Here is a 17,658-nt window from a genome sequence, read left to right on the forward strand (position 1 = left end):
CAATGTCGACCGCCGTCCTTTTCTCAGCCCCGCCGCCCCCGCCGGGAACGTCGGCACCGCTCGTTGGCGGGTTGACCGTCCTCGAACGCCAGATGCGGCAGGTGCGTCGGGCGGGCATCGCGCGGGTGTTGATCGTCGACGACGGCCCACTCGACTGGGCGACGCTCAACGGCGACGTCGTGGTGATCGACCCCGGTGTCGTCCTCGACGACCGGATCGTCGCCGCGCTCGCCTTGGCCACCGCCCCCGCGATCGCGACGTGGCCGGCGGCGAGCGGTCGCGGCAGCGAGCGCATCGACGCGCAGGATATGACGGCGGGTATCGCGCTTTATCCAGCGTCGCTGGTCCGCGATACGGCTGCGTCGCTCGGCGACTGGGATCTTGCGCCGACGCTGCTCCGTGCAGGGTTGATGGCGGGGGCGATGCGCGTCGACATGACGAGGCTGCCCCTGTTCGAGGCGACGTTGGACCGTGATGCGCCGCTCGTCTGGGCGCAGCCCGACGATGCCGATGGTGCCGAGAAGACGACTGCGGCGCTGATCGCCGCTACTCAGCCGGGATGCCGCGACGCGCCGGGGCGGTGGCTCGAGACGCCCGCCGAGGATGCCGCAGTCCGGCTCTTGTTGCCGCTTCGCGTGCCTGCCGATGCCGTGGCGCTCGCAGCGATCTGGCTCGCAACGGGTTCCGCGATCGCTTTCGCGCTCGGCTGGATGTGGGTCGGCCTGCTCCTCGCTCTGCTCTGTGGCCCGATTGCCGGCACCGAAGAAAAACTCGCCGGGGTCCGCGTCGAGCGCGTTCGGGTCGGCGGCGACGCAATCGAGTTTGCGCCGTACGGCTGGTTCGTCGCAGCGGCGGCGCACTTCGCTGCAATCGGAACGACGACGGCGTGGCCCGTCGCGGCGCTGTTAATCGGCTTCATGCTCGCCGAACGCATCCAGCGCGGCTTCTTCCGCCGCTTAACCGGCTCCACGCTCGATTTGGCCGGAACGTTCGAGGCGCGCTTCGGGCTCATTGCGGCGCGGCGCGGTACGCTGCTCTGGACGTGGCTGCCGTTCGCGCTGTTCGGCGCGTGGTTCGCGGGCTTCGTCGTCCTCGCCGCCTACGCCACGGCGAGCTTTTTTGCCGCCCAGTGGCGGACCTTCAAGCGGCTCGGCACCGCCCGATAAGTCCGCCGACGGCTGTCGTTACCGCGCGCTGAGGGGAACATACTCGCGGTGCGTCGCGCCGGTGTAGAGCTGGCGCGGGCGGCCGATCTTCTGGTCGTGGTCCTCGATCATCTCGTTCCACTGCGCGACCCACCCGACGGTCCGTGCGATCGCGAACAGCACGGTGAACATCGACGTCGGGAAGCCGATCGCCGCCATGACAATGCCCGAATAGAAATCGACGTTCGGGTACAGCTTCTTTTCGATGAAATACGGATCGCTCAGCGCAATCCGCTCGAGTTCGAGCGCGACGTCGAAGATCGGGTCCTTGAGTTGGAGCTTGTCGAGGACCTCCTTCGCCGTCACCGCCATGACCTTCGCACGCGGGTCGTAGCTTTTGTAGACGCGGTGACCGAAGCCCATCAGGCGGAACGGGTCGTCCTTGTCCTTGGCGCGGGCGATGAATTCGGGGATGCGGTCGACGGTGCCGATCTCGCGGAGCATGTTGAGCGCCGCCTCGTTCGCGCCGCCGTGCGCCGGGCCCCACAGGCAGGCGATGCCGGCGGCGATGCACGCGAACGGGTTGGCTCCCGACGAGCCGGCGAGGCGGACGGTCGAGGTCGACGCGTTCTGCTCGTGGTCGGCCATCAGCATGAACAACTTGTCCATCGCGCTCTCGATCACCGGATCGACGACGTACGGCTCGGCGGGCACGCCAAAGGTCATCCGCAGGAAGTTGCCGGTGTAGCTCAACGAGTTGTCGGGATAGAGGAACGGCTGCCCGACCGCGTATTTATACGCCATCGCGCCGAGCGTCGGCAGCTTGGCGATCAGCCGGTGGCTGGCGATGACGCGCTGCTTGGGGTCATGGATGTCGGTCGAGTCGTGGTAGAACGCCGACAGCGCGCCGACGACGCCGCACATGATCGCCATCGGATGCGCGTCGCGCCGGAAGCCACGGAAGAAGGTCGACAGCTGCTCGTGGACCATCGTGTGGCGGGTGATCGTGTGGGTGAACTCGTCGTGCTGTGCCTTCGACGGCAGCTCGCCGTTGAGCAGCAGGTATGACAGCTCCATGAAGCTCGACTGCTCGGCGAGCTGGTCGATCGGGTAGCCGCGGTGGAGCAGGATGCCGGCATCGCCGTCGATGTAGGTGATCTTCGACTCACACGCCGCTGTGCTGGTGAAGCCGGGGTCGTAGGTGAAGCGCCCGGTGTTGGCGTAAAGCTTGCGGATGTCGACGACCTCGGGGCCGACCGACCCGGCCATGACCGGATAGTCGAACGATGCGTCGTCGATGCTGAGATGGGCGTTGCCGGTCATATCGCTCGTCCTTGTTAAAGAAGTGGCGGCATCACTGCCGCGGCCCTTTCGTCACCACGTCGTCGATCCGCCCGAGGCTTTCGTCGCGCCCGAGCAGCTCCAATACCTCGAACAGCCCCGGCGAAGTCGCCGATCCTGTCACCGCCGCGCGCAGCGGTTGCGCGACCTTGCCGAGCTTGAGGCCGTGCGCCTCGGCGACCTGCCGCACCGCCGCCTCGATCGCGGCAGTGGTCCACTCAACGCCATCGAGCGCGGATCGGACCGCCGTCAGCACCGCGGATGCGGCGGGATCGTCTAACAGTTTTTGTGCACCTGCGTCCATGGGGAGGGGACGCGTCCGGAGGTAAAACAGCGAGGACGCTGCCAGCTCGTCGAGGTCCTTCGCGCGCAGCTTGAGTTCTGCCATGCCGCGGTGCAGCAGCGCGAGATCGGCGTCGGTCGGTGGTCGGTCGAGCAGCTTTGCGATCCGGGGCGCGATCAGGTCGACGAGCCGTGCATCGTCGGCCAACCGGATGTAATGGCCGTTGACGCTCTCGAGCTTCTTGAGGTCGAACCGCGCCGGGCCGCGCCCGATGCCGCCGAGGTCGAACCACTCGATCGCCTGCTCGCGCCCGATGAATTCGTCGTCGCCATGGCCCCAGCCGAGCTTGAGCAGATAATTGTCGACCGCCTCGGGGAGCATGCCGAGTTCGTCGCGATACGCGTCGACGCCCAGCGCGCCGTGGCGCTTCGACAACTTGGCGCCGTCGCTGCCGTGGATCAGCGGGATGTGTGCGTAGACCGGGTCGGGCCAGCCGCCCTCGACCGCATCAAGCGCGCGGATCAGCGCAAGCTGGCGGAAGGCGTTGTTGAGATGGTCGTCGCCGCGGATGACGTGGGTCACCCCCATGTCGTGATCGTCGACGACGACCGCGAGCATGTACGTCGGGGTATCGTCGGAGCGGAGCAGGACCATGTCGTCGAGTTCGGCGTTGGCGACGGTTACGTTATCCTGGACCTCGTCGGCGATCGTGACGCTGCCGTCCTTCGGCGCGCGGAAGCGGATGACGAACGGCGTGCCCTCAGGGTGATCGGTGCGGTCGCGCCAGCGTCCGTCGTAGCGCAGCGGCAGCTTCGCCGCCCTTTGTTCGGCACGCATCGTCTCGAGTTCGGCGGCGGTGGCGAAGCACTTATAGGCGTGGCCCGCCGCGAGCAGCGCTTTCGCCACCTCGGCATGGCGGGCGGCGCGCTCGAATTGCATAACCGGCTCGCCGTCCCAGTCGAGGCCGAGCCAGCGCATCCCGTCGAGGATCGCGTCGACCGCCGCCTGCGTCGACCGCGCCCGGTCGGTGTCCTCGATCCGCAGCAGGAACTTGCCGCCGTGGTGCCGCGCGAACAACAGGTTGAACAACGCCGTCCGCGCCCCGCCGATGTGGAGGAAGCCGGTCGGGGAGGGGGCGAAGCGGGTGACGACAGGCGCTGCGCCCATGTGATACTATCCAACGAAGAGGGATTGAGGGGGAGGGCGCGTGTCTAGCACAAGCTATCAGCCGGCGAACAGTCGCTGGCGTCCGACCCTTCCGAAACGCCGGCCCCCGTCTGCAGCGACGCGCGGCGTTAGTTTGGCAGGGCTGGTCATCTTCGCGGTTGGGTTCACGATCTGGGTTTCGGCCTTCACCGCGATGGCGTTGATGCATTGGATGCCGCGGGGACTACAGCGATTGGCGCTCGAGGCGGGGATGGCCCTTTCGCTTGGAGCTGTCGCCGTCGACGCGATCATCGCGTGGCAGTTGACGCAGCGTCTTCACCGGGCGGCGCTTAGCGAGCCGGATCACGCCGACGGCTAACCCAGCGGCAGGCACCATTACAGCACGCTGGCCGCTGTTCGCGGGCTGGAGGACCGCGCTCGACTACTGGCTCGACAGCGAGCGCGCGCAGGTTCCGCTGTGGTCGCCGGTCGCGTTCGGGCTCGGCATCACGCTGTATTTCATGCTGCCGTGGGAGAGCCAGCGGTTGGCGGCGGTGGTCGCCGCGCTCGGCGTCGCCGGGGCTGGGACGATCGTCCGCGGCAGCGCCGGGCGGATGCTCGTGTGGGGCGGGGTGCTCGTCGCGCTCGGCATCAGTATCGCGGCGTGGCGCAGCGCCGACGTCGCGCTCCCCGTCCTCCGCGACCGCTTCGAAGGCGAGGTCAGTGGCACCGTCGAGGCGGTCGAGATCCGCAGCGGGCGCGGGCAGGTCCGCTTCCAGCTCGCTCCCGACGACCCCGGCCTCCCGCCGCACGTCCGCATCAGCCTCAAGGCCAATGTCCCCGCCGGGCTGGTGCCGGGGGCGAAGGTGACGGTGCGCGCGATGCTGCTGCCGCCCGCCGGGCCGAGCTTCCCCGGCGGTTACGACTTCGCCCGTCGCGAGTGGTTCGACCAGCTCGGTGCGACCGGTTACCCGCTCGGTCCGACCGTCATCACCCGCAAAGCACCGCCGCCCGCCGGGGTCGAAGCGTGGCTCGATGATCTCCGCGCGCGGCTGACGGTGCGGATCGAGACGGTGGTCGGCGGCGACGCCGGGGCGATCTCGGCGGCGTTCGTCACCGGCGACCAGGGCGGCATCTCGACCGCGACCAACCTCGCGATGCGCTATTCGGGAATGGCGCATTTGCTGTCGATCTCGGGGGTGCATATCGCGATCGTCGTCGGTGGGACGATGTGGATCACCCGCGCTTTGCTCGCGCTGAGCCCGTGGATCGCGCTGCGCTGGCCACTCAAGGCGATCTCGGCGGGGACGGCGGCGGTCGCGGGGATCGGCTACACGATCCTCGCGGGCGCGCAGGTGCCGACGGTGCGGTCATGCATCGGCACGGTGATCGTTCTGCTCGGAGTCATCATGGGGCGCGAGGCGCTGTCGCTGCGGCTGCTCGCGGGCGGCGGCTTCGTCATCATGGCGGTCCGCCCCGAGGCGCTGCTAGGGCCGAGCTTTCAGCTGACCTTTGCCGCGGTCACCGGGCTCGTCGCCTTGTTCAATTCGCGGCTCGGTCGCTGGCTGTCGGCGCCGCGGCAGAATGCGGGTTGGGTGTCGCGGACGCTCCAGCACCTCGCCGGGCTGCTCGTCACCGGGGTCATCGCCGAGGCGCTGCTATCAGCAACGGCGCTGTTCCACTTCAACCAGACCGGGGCGTACGGGGTGTTCGCCAACCTGCTCGCGATCCCGTGGACGAGCTTCGTCGTCATGCCGCTGCTCGTGGTCGCGCTGCTGCTCGACCCGCTCGGGATCGCCGCCCCGGCGTGGTGGGCGCTCGGCAAGTCGATGGACGCGCTGATCGCGCTCGCGGTGTGGGTCGCCGGGTGGCCGGGGTCGGTCGTCCGGGTTGGGTTGATGCCGATTACCGCGTACGCGCTGCTCGTCGGCGGCGGGCTGTGGCTGTTCATCTGGCAGGGTCGCGCGCGCTGGCTCGGCGCGGTGCCGGTGGTGATCGGTGCCGTGATGGCGCTGACCTCGCACCCGCCCGATCTGCTCGTCAGCGCCGACGGCCACCATGTCGCGGTTCTGCTCGACGCGTACGACGACGAGGGGCCGCGGCTGGCGCTGCTCCGCGACCGTACCGGCGACTATCTCCGCGACGTCTGGGGCGGGGTCACCGCGTCGACCGCCGACGCCGCGATCGCCGACCTGCCGAATGCCGACTGCACCGTCGACGCCTGCGTCGCGCGGGTCGGCACCGGGCGGAGCGCGATCCGGCTGCTGGCGACGCTGTCGAAGGACCGGATCGGCCAGCCGAAGTTCGGCCCGGCGTGCGCCGCCGCCGACATCGTCGTCAGCGAACGGCGTCTCCCCGGCTGGTGCAAACCGCGCTGGCTCAAGCTCGACCGGACCGCGCTCGAAACGAGCGGCGCGGTTGCGATCTGGCTCGCGGGGCGGCGGGTCGAGACCGTCGGCGAACTGACCGGCGACCATCCGTGGATGCCTCAGCCGCGTGTCTGGCGACCTCGCGCCGGGGGCGCGAGCGGTGCCGGGCGGGCTTTGCGCGCAGGCCGACCCGCAGAGGCCGCGCCGAACCCGGACGAGCCTACCTATTGAGTAAGGCAAGCGACCGCATTGCTCGACTGCCGGCTTCGCGAACGATGCACGCGTAGCGTCCAGCTATAGCTCGTGTTCGTGGTCAACCATGTGATGTGAACGCGAACATATCGCCCGAGGTCGCCGCAAGCCGTGCGGCCTTGTAAGGCGCATAATCCGGGTCCGAAATAAAGTCCTCGGTCGCGGCTCGTGAGGGAAATGTCAGCAAAACGATCGAGTCGAGATCCGGCCCGTCACCTTCGAACCGCCGAATGCTTTCCGACACCGCGAAGTACGCGCCACCGTGCTTACGGATAATCGCCGGTACGTTCGCTGCGTAATTCTCTACCCATGACATGTCGTGGACCTTGATCGTCACCAGAACAAACTCGGCCATTGCGCACCCCTCGTTGCAACTCGCATCTGTCGACGATTCTAACTATCCAAAGTGGATATCGCCGCATTGCTGATATGCGATATTTGAGGAATGAGATTTAGGCGTGCATTTCGACCGTCGCATTTAGCGATGGTGAGGTCAGCGCTGGCCAGTATGCCTTCGCCTAATCGATCGCCAGCATTCAGATTTCGTACATTGCGGCATGAAGTTTCAGCGGCGTCATTCGCTTCGGTCCTGCGTCGCCGCGACTAGCCACCATCACGGCGGACTATGCCATCAGCCTGGACGCCGCGATGTGACCCATCGTAAGTTCTAGCTTACAGAGGCGGATTAATTCTTCCTAAAGTCGATAATTCTGCCGCGATTGCTCGAACTGCTAGAGACAAACCGCCGGGAACGCCGACAACAAATGTCAGCCCGCTAAACGCCGGATCGCGAGGTCGATCTTCGTCAGGCGTATCGGCGCAACAGTCCCGCAAGCTTGCCCTGTACGCGCACCCGCGACGGCAGATAGCGCTGGGTCGAATACATCGTGTTCGCCGGTTCGAGCTCGACCATACCCTTGGCATGCTTCAGGATCTTGAGCGTCGCGTCGTTGCCGTCGACCAGCGCAACGACAATGTCGCCATCGCGGGCGGTGTCGCAGCGACGGACCAGTGCGTAATCGCCGTCTAGGATACCCGCATCGACCATCGAGTCCCCCGATACTTCGAGCGCATAGTGATCCCCCGGCCCGAGCAGCGCTGCCGGAACCGACAGCAACCGGTCGTCCTCGAACGCTTCGATCGGTTGCCCGGCGGCAATCCGGCCATGAAGTGCGAGCGTGACGATATCGTTCGCCGGGGCCACCGGTGCCACCCGCTTGCGGAAGTCGGCGTGGACGACCTCGCCCTTGGGCGCACTTACAGCGCGCTGGACCGCATCGGGCATGCGCAGCACTTCTAGGGCACGCGCGCGGTTCGGCAGGCGGCGGATGAAGGCGCGTTCCTCGAGCGCGTTGATCAGGCGGTGAACCCCCGACTTCGACTTGAGCGCCAGCGCCTCCTTCATCTCCTCGAACGACGGCGACACACCACTCTCGTTCAAGCGCCCGTTGATAAATGTCAGCAGGTCATGTTGCTTGCGCGTGAGCACTGTCGTTCTCCATCCCAGGAACCGATGCAGAACGTTTAGGCAACACTAGATATGGTGTCAAGCATGATGCAGTCCACCATCGCACCCGATTTGGTTGCTTCGGCATACGGTTCGCGGACGATCAGGACATTGCTGTCGGCGAGGACGCGGAGCATCGCGCTGTCCTGTGCCGACGCGGGTGCAACGACGCCATCGATCAGCCGGGCGCGGAGATAGTCGCGGCGGGGCCCGTTGGCTTCGAGGTCGACGCCGAGCCGGGCGGGGACGCTGCCCGGCAGGGGATAGAGGTCGCCACCGAGCGCGCGGAGCAACGGCACGACAAATAGCGTTGCGCAGACGAACGCCGACACTGGGTTACCCGGCAGCCCGACGACGCGGGTCGCGCCAAGCATCCCGGCGAGCATCGGCTTGCCGGGCCGGAGCGCTATCCGCCAGAAGTCGATCGTCGCGCCCATCTCGCGGAGGACCGGCTGGACTAGGTCGTGGTCGCCGACCGACGCGCCGCCGATCGTAACGAGGACGTCGGCGTCGGCCTGCGCCGCGATCGCGGCGGTCAGCGCCTCGCGTGTGTCGGCGACGATGCCGCCGTCGATGACATCGGCGTATTTGCCGAGTAGCGCGGTGAGCATGACGCCGTTCGAGCTGACGATCTGGCTCGGCCCCGGCGCGACCCCGGGCGTTACGAGCTCATCGCCGGTGGCGAGGATCGCGACGCGCGGGCGGCGGTGGACGGGGAGGGCGGCGTATCCGGCGGCGGCAGCGACGCCGATCCGCGCCGGGGTGACACGTGATCCCGCTGCCGCAACCGACTGTCCGGCGGCGAAATCTAATCCTGCGCGACGGATGTGCGCGCCCTCGCGCGGCGGCCCGTCGCCGGTTAGAGTGACGATGTCACCATCGCGCGCCACGTCCTCCTGGACAACGACGGTGTCGGCCCCGGCGGGCAGCGGCGCGCCGGTGAGGATGCGGACGGTCTCACCGGGACCGACATGGCCCGCAAAGCTGCGCCCCGCCGCGCTCTCGCCGGTCAGCCGCCACGGCCCGGCGCGGTCGGCCCAGCGAATCGCGTAGCCGTCCATCGCCGACGCGGCGAACGGCGGCTGGGTGAGCTTGGCGACGACGTCGGCGGCGAGAATGCGGCCCAGCGCGGCGGCGAAGGGAACGGTTTCGGCGGGGAGGGGAACGACCCCATTGAGCAGCCGCGCCTGCGCCTCGTCGACGCCAAGCAACGGCTTCACTCGGCGGTATCCGTGTCGCCGTCGACGCGGGCGCTCCAGTCACCCGACTTGCCGCCGCGCTTGGCGAGCAGGCGGATGCCGCCGATCGTCATGCCGCGGTCCATGCTCTTCGCCATGTCGTAGACAGTCAGCAGCGCGACCGAGACCGCGGTCAGCGCCTCCATCTCGACCCCGGTATTGTGTGTCGTGCGGACCGTCGCGGTGGCGCGGATGCCCTTATCCTCGATGACAAGGTCGACCTCCATCCCGCTGATCGGCAAGGGATGGCATAGCGGAATCAGCTCGGCGGTGCGCTTCGCCGCCATGATCCCGGCGACGCGCGAGACGGCGATAACGTCGCCCTTGGCGAGGCTTGCGGAGCGGATCGCGGCGAGGGCGGTGTGGGCAATCCTGATCGTTCCCTCGGCGACGGCGATGCGCCCGGTAACGGCCTTGCCCGAGACGTCGACCATCCGCGCCTCGCCGGCGGGGTTGAGATGCGTCAGCGTCATGCGGCGAGCAGGGTGCGGGTCGCCGCCTCGATGTCGGGGCAGCGCATCAGGCTCTCGCCGACGAGGAAGGCGCGGACGCCGTGTGCGGCCATTGCGGCGAGGTCAGCGGGGCCGGTCAGCCCGCTCTCGGCGACGACGGTGGCCCCCGGCGGGATGCGCCCCACAAGCTCGTAGGTTCGCGCGAAGTCGACCGAGAAGTCGCGCAGGTCGCGGTTATTGACCCCGATCAGGCGACTCCGCAGTCCAAGCGCACGGTCGAGTTCGGCGTCGTCGTGGACCTCGACGAGCACGTCCATTCCGCGCTCGAGCGCCGCCGCCTCGATCTCGGCCATCGCATTGTCGTCGAGCGCGGCGACGATGATGAGGATCGCGTCGGCGCCGATGCTCCGCGCTTCGGCGACCTGCCACGGGTCGAGCATGAAGTCCTTGCGCAGGACGGGAAGGGTGCACGCGGCGCGGGCGGCGACGAGATAGTCGTCGTGTCCCTGGAAATAAGGCGCGTCGGTCAGCACCGACAGGCAAGCGGCACCCCCGGCTTGATAGGCGCGGGCGTGCGCGGCAGGGTCGAAGTCGCCGCGGATGACGCCCTTCGACGGCGATGCCTTCTTGACCTCGGCGATCAGCGCAAAGCCGGTCGCGGCGGTTCGGTCGAGCGCGGCGCGGAAGCCGCGTGGCGCGGTCTGCGCGGCGGCGGCGCGGTCGAGATCGGCGAACGACGCCAGCGCCTTGCGGCGGGCGACTTCGGTGCGCGTCGTGGCGCAGATGCGGGCAAGGATATCGGACATGACGCGTGTGTAGAACGGACCGGCGCGCCACGGAAGCATGGTGGACGCTTCGCCTCATCCGAGCGGCGACGTCGATTGGTGCCTTGCCCGAGACTGCCGCAGAACCTTCACCGAACGATGGTACCATGTGGTACGTTAGTCCGAGTGATTCGCCTGCGGGGGGGCCCGCACACGACCGAGGGAGACGATGATGACGACGATCACCACCACCGACGGCACTGCAATCTTCTACAAGGATTGGGGTCCGAAAGACGCGCCGGTCATCGCCTTCCACCACGGCTGGCCGCTGAGTTCAGACGACTGGGACAACCAGATGATGTTCTTCCTCGGCCACGGCTTCCGCGTCGTCGCGCACGATCGCCGCGGCCACGGCCGCTCGGCGCAGGTTAGCGATGGCCACGACATGGACCATTATGCCGCCGACTCCGCCGCGGTTGCCGACGCGCTCGACTTGCACGACGCGGTCCACATCGGCCACTCGACCGGCGGCGGCGAGGTCGTCCGCTACGTCGCGCGCGCCGCGCCGGGCCGCGTGTCGAAGGCGGCGATCATCAGCGCGGTGCCGCCGCTGATGCTCAAGACCGAGGCCAACCCCGAAGGCACGCCGATGGAGGTGTTCGACGGCTTCCGCAACGGCACCGCCGCCATCCGCGCGCAGCTGTACGTCGATATTCCGGCCGGCCCGTTCTTCGGCTACAACCGCCCCGGCGCGACCCCCAGCCAGGGCGTCATCGACAATTGGTGGCGGCAGGGGATGATGGGGAGCATCAAGGCGCATTACGACGGCGTCAAGGCGTTCTCCGAGACCGACTTCACCGAGGATTTGAAGTCGATCGACGTGCCGGTTCTCGTCATGCACAGCACCGACGACCAGATCGTCCCCTACGCCGACGCCGGGCCGAAGGCGGCGGCGTTGCTCAAGCACGGGACGTTCAAGAGCTACGACGGCATGCCGCACGGGATGCACACGACGCACGCCGACATCATCAACGCCGACCTGCTTGCGTTCATCCGCGGGTAGAAGCGCTGCTCAGGCCGCGATCCACGCCGCAAGCAGCCGCGCTGCTGCTCCGCTGTCGATCGCGGCTGTTGCCTGCTCGACCCCGGTGCGCCAGTCATCAGCCACGCCCGCGACTCGGAGTGCAGCGCTGGCGTTGAACAACACTGCGTCGCGGTACGCCCCCGCCTCACCGCCAAGCAGCCGGGTCAGCGCGGCGGCATTGTAGGCGGCGCTGCCTCCGCGCAGTGCCGATAGCGGGTGGTGGGGCAGGCCGGCTGTCTCGGGGGTGACGCGCTCGCTCGCTCCGCCGACCCATAACACTGTGCTCGGGCCGTCGACGGACAGTTCGTCGAGCGGTTCGTCACCCGCGACGAGCAAGGTTGCATCGGTGCCGAGGATCTCGATCGCGCCCGCGAAAATGCCGAGGAAGCCCGGGCGGGCGACGCCGATCAGTTGGCGACCGACGCGCGCCGGGTTGGCGGCGGGGCCGGTCAGGTTGAGCACCGTGCGTCGTCCGATCGCGCGGCGGACCGGCGCGAGCTTGACAAGTGCGGGGTGGTGCGCCTGCGCGAACAGGAAGGCGATGCCAAGCCGGTCGAGTGTCTGCTCGGCGGCGGCGGATGCGCGGTCGAGGTCGAGGCCCAGCGCCTCGAGCGTGTCGGCGGCACCGGCCTGCGACGAGGCGGCGCGGTTGCCGTGCTTGGCGACCGGCACCCCCGCCGCCGCGACGACGATCGCGACCGCGGTCGAGACGTTGAGCGAGTGGCTGCCGTCACCACCGGTGCCGCAGACGTCGATCGCGCCAGGGGGGGCTTTGACCGTGATCATCCGGTCGCGCATCGCCTGCGCCGCGGCGGCGATCTCGATGCTCGTCTCGTCGCGCGCCGCCATGTCGGTGAGGAAGCGCCGCGCCTCGTCGAAGTCGGGGCCGCCGTCGAACAGCAGCGCGAATGCGCTCGCCGCCTCGTCCGCCGCCAGCGGTGCCCGCGCGTCGGGAAGCCGGATCACGCCGCGGCGCGGGTGATGGTCGGGACGCCCGCGAGCGCGAGGAAATTGGCGAGGAGCGCGTGGCCATGCTCGCTGGCGATGCTCTCGGGGTGGAATTGGACGCCGTGGATCGGCAGCGTCCGATGGCGCAGGCCCATGATCGTCGCGGCGGCCGCTCCATCAACAACGACGTGCGCGTTGGCGATCAGCACCTCAGGCAGCGTCGCCGCCTCGACGATCAGCGAGTGGTAGCGCGTCGCAACGAACGGCGAGGGCAGGGAGGCGAAGACGCCGCTGCCGTCGTGGACCACCTCCGACGTCTTGCCGTGCATCAACTGCGCCGCGCGGATAACCCGCCCGCCGAACGCCTCGCCGATCGCCTGATGCCCGAGGCAAACCCCAAGCAACGGCGTCCCGGCATCCGCCGCTGCCGCGATCAGGTCGAGGCAAACCCCGGCCTGCGCGGGAGCACACGGCCCCGGCGACAGCACGATCGCCTGCGGACGGAGCGCGAGTGCCTGCGCGGCGCTGACCGCGTCGTTGCGCACCACCTCGACTGCCGCCCCAAGCTCGAGGAGGTAGTGGACGAGGTTGTAGGTGAAGCTGTCGTAGTTATCGATGACGAGGATCATGGGGCGGACTTACACCGGGTGTGTGGCGGCGTCATCCAAGGAGATTGCCGCTTCGGCAAACATGGTGTGCTACAAATTTCTGATCGATCGAGGATGAGTTGGATCAACACGGTATCGATCTCCCCGAAGTTCCCGGTCGTGATCCCGCGTAAGATACGCGAGGACATAAAATTTCGCCCGGGTCAGAAGCTTCAGGCGCTCAACGTCGGCGGCGTCATTCAACTCGTGCCGATCATGTCGCTGGAAGACGCTCGAGAGTTCCTCGGGCCGTGCGACAAGCCTTTCGTCCGCGAGAAAGCTGAACGCGAATTTTGACTTGGCGGCGGTCGTCGATTCAGTGATTGGATCGAATATTTCGTCTTAGGCGGCAGTGCAACGTTCCCTCCCGGCGATCGTCGCGAGCGAAGACCGGATCGTGCCATCGATCTGCATCTATGAGGTGTACCGTGACTTCGCGCGCGTTCGCGACGCGACCAGCGCCACCCGAGCAGTCGCGGCGATGATGTTGGCGAGGGTTGTCGACGTGACCCCCGATCTGCCGACGATGGCGGCGCAATTATCCGCCTCCTACCGTCTGCCGACGGCCGACAGTATCCTCCTTGCTACTGCGCGCCGGTTCGACGCGACCTTATAGACGCAGGATGCCGATTTCGCGGTCATCGACGGGGTAAATTACTTGCCCAAGGCGTGACCGGCGCGTGCGGCGCGGCGGACCGTGAGGCTCGCGGCATTGAGCCGGACGAGCGCAGGCAGTCCGTCGCGCTCGATCGCGCCGAGCACATCGACCGCCGCACCGAGCCGGTCGAGGGGTAACGACCGCCACGCCGGGCGCGCATATAGAGTGTCCCACTTGCCATCGGCGGCGGCGTCGTAGGCGATCCGCAGGAAACAATGGTCGGCGCGGATCGGCCAATGCTTGGTCGCGGCGCGAGTGACGAGCCGCGTGACTATGGTGTCGAGCAATCCGCGGATCGCGGCACGGCGATCGTCGTCGACCCCGCCCGGCGCCACGTCACGCCCGCCGCGTCACTGGCCGAACCCCGCCTCGCTCGCCCGCGCCAGCGCCTCGCGCGCCGCCGCGAACAATGCGCCCGCTTTCGCCCGGCACTCGGCATCCTCGCTGGCTGGGACGCTGTCGGCGACGATGCCGGCGCCCGCCTGGACGTGGATCACGCCGTCCTTGACCACCGCGGTGCGCAGCACGATGCAGCTGTCCATTGCGCCGTCGGGGCTGAAATAGCCGACGCCGCCAGCGTACGGTCCGCGCTTTTCGGCTTCGAGGTCGTGGATCACCTCCATCGCGCGGACCTTCGGCGCGCCGCTGACGGTGCCGGCGGGAAAGCCTGCGAGCAAAGCGTCGATCGCGTCGTGCTTCGAGTCGAGGGTGCCGCGGACGTTCGAGACGATGTGCATGACGTGGCTGTACATCTCGACGCCGTAGCGGCCGGTGACGACGACGCTGCCCGGCGCGGCGACCCGGCCGACGTCGTTGCGGCCGAGGTCGAGGAGCATCAAATGTTCGGCAAGTTCCTTCGGGTCGGCGAGGAGTTCGTCGCGCAGCCGGGCGTCGTCGACCGCGTCGCGGCCGCGCGGGCGGGTGCCCGCGATCGGGCGGATGGTGACCTCGCCGTCGCGGACGCGGACGAGGATTTCGGGGCTCGAGCCGATCAGCGCGAAGCCGGGCAGATCGAGGAAATAGAGGAACGGCGACGGGTTGATCCGACGCAGTGCGCGATACAGGTCGAACGGCGGCAGCGGGAAATCGAGGGTGAAGCGCTGCGCCAGCACGACCTGGAAGATGTCGCCCGCCGCAATCAGCTCCTGCGCCGCGCCGACCATCTCGGCGTAGTGCCCGGGCGGGAGGATCGCGGTCGGGGTCGCTGCGGGAAGGTCTGCGGGGGCGCGCGCGGCGGCGGGAACCGGCTGGGCGAGCTTGGCCTGCGCGGTGTCGATCGTCTCGACAGCGGCGGCATAAGCGTGGGCGGCGGTGGCGTCGGTCGGGAAGACCGGGGCGACGAGGAACAGCTCGTCCTTCAACCGGTCGAACACGAGCAGCAATGTCGGGCGGACGAATAGCAGGTCGGGGACGCCGATCGGGTCGGCCTTCGGTTCCGGCAGGCGCTCGGAGAGGCGCACGGTTTCATAGCCCATGTAGCCGACCAACGTCGACAGCGCGCGCGGCATCCCCGCGGGCACTTCCATCCGGCTCACAGCGACGAGCGCGCGGAGTTCGCTCAGCGTGCCACCCGGGCACGACTCGAAGGCGGCGCGGTCGGTGCGCCAGTGGCGGTTGACCTCGCACGCATCGCCAGTCGCGCGCCACACGAGATCGGGGTCGAAGCCGAGCAGCGAGTGGCGCCCGCGCACCGCGCCGCCCTCGACCGATTCGAGGAGGAACGCGCCGCTCCCGGGCGTGCCGAGCTTGAGCATCGCCGACACCGGTGTCTCGGTGTCGGCGATGATCTTGCGCCAGACCATCTGCGGACGGCCGGCGGCATAGATTTCGGCGAACGCCGCTGCGCTCGGCTGGACGGCGGTTAGCGCCGTTGCCGCGTCCTGCGCGACCTCGGCCATTATTGCGCGGGAGCCGTACCGACGATCCGCGTCGTCGCGGCAGCGAGCCCGGCGGCGTTGCGGCGGACACCAAGCTCGGCCTCGACCGATTGCGCGAAAGCGGCACCGATTTCGTCGCCGGTCGATTGGGCAAACTGCGCGCGCGCGCTGTCGACGAGCTGCGGGGCGGCGGCGACGTCGCCCGGTGTGACGGTGTCGACGTGGACGACCCAGTATCCCTGCGCGCCCGCCGGAATCGCGCGGCTCTTGCCCGCTCCAAGGAGGAGGAACGCCTGGACCGGCGGTGGCACCTGCTGCTGGTTCGACAGGTCGATTCGGCGGCCATTGAGCGGGCGCGCGGCGGGGAGCTTGTGCGCGGCGAGCGCGGCGTCGAATGCCTTGCCGCCAGCGACCTCCGCGATGACCGCGTCCGCGACCGCCTTGGCCGAACGCATCCGAGCGTCGTCGATCCACGCGGCGGTGACAGCGGCACGGACCTTTGCGAGCGGCACCGGCGACGGCGGCACGATGTCGCCAAGCTCGAGGATGGCGAACTGCGCCTTGCCGAGCTGGGCGAGCGACGCCCCATCGGCCGGGTCGGCGTCGAACGCCTTGGCTACCAGCGGCGCGGCGGCGGGCGGGACGGTGTAAGCGGGATCGGCAGGGTTGGTCCCGGTCCGCACTACCGGCGGCACCGCGACGATCGCCAGGCCATATTGTTTGGCGACGTCGGCAAAGCTCGTCCTCGACGATAAGGCATCCTCGATCTTGCCGACGGTATCGGCGAGCAGCTGGTCGGTGCGGTCGGACTTGAGCTTGGCGACGATCTCGGCGCGCGCGTCGGCAAGGCTGCGGCTTTGCGCGGGGATGATCGCGACGGTCTCGACGACGTGCCAGCCGAACGGCGACTTGACCGGAGCGGTGATGCCCTTGGCGGGCACGGCGAAGGCGGCGTCGGCGACTGCAGAGCTAGTTGCAGCGGCGAACTTGGCCTTGGTTTGCTGGCCGATGTCGGTGTCGGCGGCGGCGAACCCGGCGGCGGCAGCGGCAGTGGCGAAGGTCTGCCCGCCCTTGACCGCAGCGGCGAGCGCGTTTGCCTTGGCTTCCTCAGGCACGACGACCTGCGCCAGCTTGCGCTGCTCGGCGCCGCCATATGTCTCTTGATTGTCGTCGTAATATTTCTTGATTTGCGCATCGGTGACCTCGACGCCCGCGGCAATCTTGTCGCGGTCGAGGCTGGCGAAGCGGAAGCCGCGGCGCTCGGGGACGGTGTATTGCGCGGCGTGGCTCGCGTAATAACTCGTCAACTGCGCGTCGGTCGGCGCGAGAGGAACCGGCATCGCGGTCGTCGGGATAATCGCGACGCTCCCAGTTCGGCGTTCGAGCAGCAGCGCTGCATACGGCGCGGCCATCGACCGCGGCACCTGCGTCGCGGCGATCACCGGGGTAACGAGCTGCTTGCGGATCAGGTCGCCGTGGAGGCCGTCGCGGAGGTCGCGCTCGCTCAGCCGCTGCGCGGCGAGCAAATTCTTGTACGTCGCCTGATCGAACTTACCGTTGACGCGGAAGGCATCGACGCTGGCGATCTCGCCGTCGATCGCGCGATCGCTGATCGCGATGCCGCTGTTCGCGCCGAACTTCTCAAGCGCGGTGGTGGCGATGAGCTGTTCGTAGACGTCGCCGACTGCGCCTTGGCGGGCAGCGGCGCGAACGTCGAGCTTGGGGTCTTGCTGGCGGGCACGGCGCATCGCGCGGTCGAATTCGGTCAGCAGCTTCGCCTCGCTGATATTCTGCCCGCCGACGGTGGCGACGCCGCTCGATGTCGCGCCGCCGAAAGAGGTGTTGCCGACCCCGGTGAAGGCGAAGGCCACCAGCACGAGGCCGAGAATCCCCAGCGCGAACCACGACGTCAGATATTTGCGAAACAGGCTGATCATGGCGTCGGCG

At 68.4% G+C, this 17,658-nt stretch carries 18 protein-coding genes; 6 read left to right on the forward strand and 12 right to left on the reverse strand.

Annotated elements, in window-relative coordinates:
* Positions 1-2: 2 nt before the first annotated feature.
* On the forward strand, positions 3-1,166 hold the full coding sequence (locus tag KTC28_RS12730; protein ID WP_216707536.1) for a hypothetical protein: 1,164 nt from the start codon (positions 3-5) through the stop codon (positions 1,164-1,166).
* A gap of 18 nt (positions 1,167-1,184) precedes the next feature.
* On the opposite strand, the gene KTC28_RS12735 is transcribed toward KTC28_RS12730, so the two are convergent.
* Positions 1,185-2,468: a citrate synthase gene (locus tag KTC28_RS12735; protein ID WP_216707537.1), complete on the reverse strand. Its 1,284-nt coding sequence runs from the start codon at positions 2,466-2,468 to the stop codon at positions 1,185-1,187.
* 31 nt (positions 2,469-2,499) lie between these two features.
* Positions 2,500-3,936 (reverse strand): glutamate--tRNA ligase, encoded by a 1,437-nt coding sequence (gene gltX / locus KTC28_RS12740; protein WP_216707538.1) that lies wholly within the window; start codon positions 3,934-3,936, stop codon positions 2,500-2,502.
* Positions 3,937-4,069: 133 nt separating this feature from the next.
* Here gltX and KTC28_RS12745 point away from each other — a divergent pair, with 133 nt between their 5' ends.
* Complete coding sequence (locus KTC28_RS12745) at positions 4,070-4,294, forward strand: hypothetical protein (protein ID WP_216707539.1); 225 nt, start codon at positions 4,070-4,072, stop codon at positions 4,292-4,294.
* 142 nt (positions 4,295-4,436) lie between these two features.
* Positions 4,437-6,515, forward strand: a complete 2,079-nt coding sequence (locus tag KTC28_RS12750) for a ComEC/Rec2 family competence protein (RefSeq protein WP_216707540.1) — start codon at positions 4,437-4,439, stop codon at positions 6,513-6,515.
* An 82-nt stretch (positions 6,516-6,597) separates the two neighbouring features.
* On the opposite strand, the gene KTC28_RS12755 is transcribed toward KTC28_RS12750, so the two are convergent.
* The 5 genes from KTC28_RS12755 to trpC all read right to left on the reverse strand — a co-directional run bounded on the left by KTC28_RS12755 (position 6,598) and on the right by trpC (position 10,539).
* Positions 6,598-6,891 carry a DUF1330 domain-containing protein gene (locus tag KTC28_RS12755; RefSeq protein ID WP_216707541.1) on the reverse strand — a complete coding sequence of 98 codons (294 nt, stop codon included), beginning with the start codon at positions 6,889-6,891 and terminating at the stop codon, positions 6,598-6,600.
* Positions 6,892-7,341: 450 nt separating this feature from the next.
* Positions 7,342-8,025 carry a transcriptional repressor LexA gene (lexA, locus tag KTC28_RS12760; protein ID WP_216707542.1) on the reverse strand — a complete coding sequence of 228 codons (684 nt, stop codon included), beginning with the start codon at positions 8,023-8,025 and terminating at the stop codon, positions 7,342-7,344.
* Positions 8,026-8,060: 35 nt separating this feature from the next.
* Positions 8,061-9,263 carry a molybdopterin molybdotransferase MoeA gene (locus KTC28_RS12765; RefSeq protein WP_216707543.1) on the reverse strand — a complete coding sequence of 401 codons (1,203 nt, stop codon included), beginning with the start codon at positions 9,261-9,263 and terminating at the stop codon, positions 8,061-8,063.
* Positions 9,260-9,754, reverse strand: a complete 495-nt coding sequence (gene moaC / locus KTC28_RS12770; RefSeq protein WP_216707544.1) for a cyclic pyranopterin monophosphate synthase MoaC — start codon at positions 9,752-9,754, stop codon at positions 9,260-9,262. The genes KTC28_RS12765 and moaC overlap by 4 nt, the downstream gene beginning before the upstream one ends.
* The gene (gene trpC, locus KTC28_RS12775) at positions 9,751-10,539 is read right to left on the reverse strand and encodes an indole-3-glycerol phosphate synthase TrpC (RefSeq protein ID WP_216708133.1); all 789 of its coding nucleotides are present in this window, start codon (positions 10,537-10,539) and stop codon (positions 9,751-9,753) included. Before trpC ends, moaC begins: the two co-directional genes overlap by 4 nt.
* Positions 10,540-10,729: 190 nt before the next feature.
* On the opposite strand from trpC, the gene KTC28_RS12780 reads away from it, so the two are divergent.
* Positions 10,730-11,560, forward strand: coding sequence for an alpha/beta fold hydrolase (locus tag KTC28_RS12780; RefSeq protein ID WP_216707545.1), 831 nt, complete (start codon positions 10,730-10,732; stop codon positions 11,558-11,560).
* 9 nt (positions 11,561-11,569) lie between these two features.
* Here the strand turns inward: KTC28_RS12780 and trpD are convergent, their stop codons facing one another.
* Together trpD and KTC28_RS12790 are read right to left on the reverse strand one after the other, a co-directional pair.
* Positions 11,570-12,547, reverse strand: coding sequence for an anthranilate phosphoribosyltransferase (gene trpD / locus KTC28_RS12785; RefSeq protein ID WP_216707546.1), 978 nt, complete (start codon positions 12,545-12,547; stop codon positions 11,570-11,572).
* Positions 12,544-13,158, reverse strand: a complete 615-nt coding sequence (locus tag KTC28_RS12790; protein WP_216707547.1) for an anthranilate synthase component II — start codon at positions 13,156-13,158, stop codon at positions 12,544-12,546. Before KTC28_RS12790 ends, trpD begins: the two co-directional genes overlap by 4 nt.
* A 93-nt stretch (positions 13,159-13,251) precedes the next feature.
* Here KTC28_RS12790 and KTC28_RS12795 point away from each other — a divergent pair, with 93 nt between their 5' ends.
* Positions 13,252-13,473 (forward strand): hypothetical protein, encoded by a 222-nt coding sequence (locus tag KTC28_RS12795; protein WP_216707548.1) that lies wholly within the window; start codon positions 13,252-13,254, stop codon positions 13,471-13,473.
* Between the two features lie 55 nt (positions 13,474-13,528).
* Positions 13,529-13,792, forward strand: a complete 264-nt coding sequence (locus tag KTC28_RS12800; protein WP_216707549.1) for a PIN domain-containing protein — start codon at positions 13,529-13,531, stop codon at positions 13,790-13,792.
* A gap of 38 nt (positions 13,793-13,830) precedes the next feature.
* On the opposite strand, the gene KTC28_RS12805 is transcribed toward KTC28_RS12800, so the two are convergent.
* From KTC28_RS12805 to KTC28_RS12815, 3 genes are read right to left on the reverse strand one after another with little or no spacing between them, the layout of a single operon-like run.
* On the reverse strand, positions 13,831-14,169 hold the full coding sequence (locus tag KTC28_RS12805; RefSeq protein WP_216707550.1) for a hypothetical protein: 339 nt from the start codon (positions 14,167-14,169) through the stop codon (positions 13,831-13,833).
* A gap of 15 nt (positions 14,170-14,184) precedes the next feature.
* Positions 14,185-15,732, reverse strand: coding sequence for an anthranilate synthase component I family protein (locus tag KTC28_RS12810; RefSeq protein ID WP_216707551.1), 1,548 nt, complete (start codon positions 15,730-15,732; stop codon positions 14,185-14,187).
* Positions 15,732-17,648 carry a peptidylprolyl isomerase gene (locus tag KTC28_RS12815; protein ID WP_216707552.1) on the reverse strand — a complete coding sequence of 639 codons (1,917 nt, stop codon included), beginning with the start codon at positions 17,646-17,648 and terminating at the stop codon, positions 15,732-15,734. The genes KTC28_RS12810 and KTC28_RS12815 overlap by 1 nt, the downstream gene beginning before the upstream one ends.
* Between the last annotated feature and the right edge of the window lie 10 nt (positions 17,649-17,658).

Source organism: Polymorphobacter megasporae (assembly GCF_018982885.2).
GTDB lineage: Bacteria > Pseudomonadota > Alphaproteobacteria > Sphingomonadales > Sphingomonadaceae > Polymorphobacter_B > Polymorphobacter_B megasporae.

What these genes read in the sequence shown, in the direction of transcription:
- KTC28_RS12730 (WP_216707536.1), top strand. Translation starts at nt 3, where the DNA reads ATGTCGACCGCCGTCCTTTTCTCAGCCCCGCCGCCCCCGCCGGGAACG.
- KTC28_RS12735 (WP_216707537.1), bottom strand. Translation starts at nt 2,468, where the DNA reads ATGACCGGCAACGCCCATCTCAGCATCGACGACGCATCGTTCGACTAT.
- gltX (WP_216707538.1), bottom strand. Translation starts at nt 3,936, where the DNA reads ATGGGCGCAGCGCCTGTCGTCACCCGCTTCGCCCCCTCCCCGACCGGC.
- KTC28_RS12750 (WP_216707540.1), top strand. Translation starts at nt 4,437, where the DNA reads ATGCTGCCGTGGGAGAGCCAGCGGTTGGCGGCGGTGGTCGCCGCGCTC.
- KTC28_RS12755 (WP_216707541.1), bottom strand. Translation starts at nt 6,891, where the DNA reads ATGGCCGAGTTTGTTCTGGTGACGATCAAGGTCCACGACATGTCATGG.
- moaC (WP_216707544.1), bottom strand. Translation starts at nt 9,754, where the DNA reads ATGACGCTGACGCATCTCAACCCCGCCGGCGAGGCGCGGATGGTCGAC.
- trpC (WP_216708133.1), bottom strand. Translation starts at nt 10,539, where the DNA reads ATGTCCGATATCCTTGCCCGCATCTGCGCCACGACGCGCACCGAAGTC.
- KTC28_RS12780 (WP_216707545.1), top strand. Translation starts at nt 10,730, where the DNA reads ATGACGACGATCACCACCACCGACGGCACTGCAATCTTCTACAAGGAT.
- KTC28_RS12790 (WP_216707547.1), bottom strand. Translation starts at nt 13,158, where the DNA reads ATGATCCTCGTCATCGATAACTACGACAGCTTCACCTACAACCTCGTC.
- KTC28_RS12795 (WP_216707548.1), top strand. Translation starts at nt 13,252, where the DNA reads ATGAGTTGGATCAACACGGTATCGATCTCCCCGAAGTTCCCGGTCGTG.
- KTC28_RS12810 (WP_216707551.1), bottom strand. Translation starts at nt 15,732, where the DNA reads ATGGCCGAGGTCGCGCAGGACGCGGCAACGGCGCTAACCGCCGTCCAG.
- KTC28_RS12815 (WP_216707552.1), bottom strand. Translation starts at nt 17,648, where the DNA reads ATGATCAGCCTGTTTCGCAAATATCTGACGTCGTGGTTCGCGCTGGGG.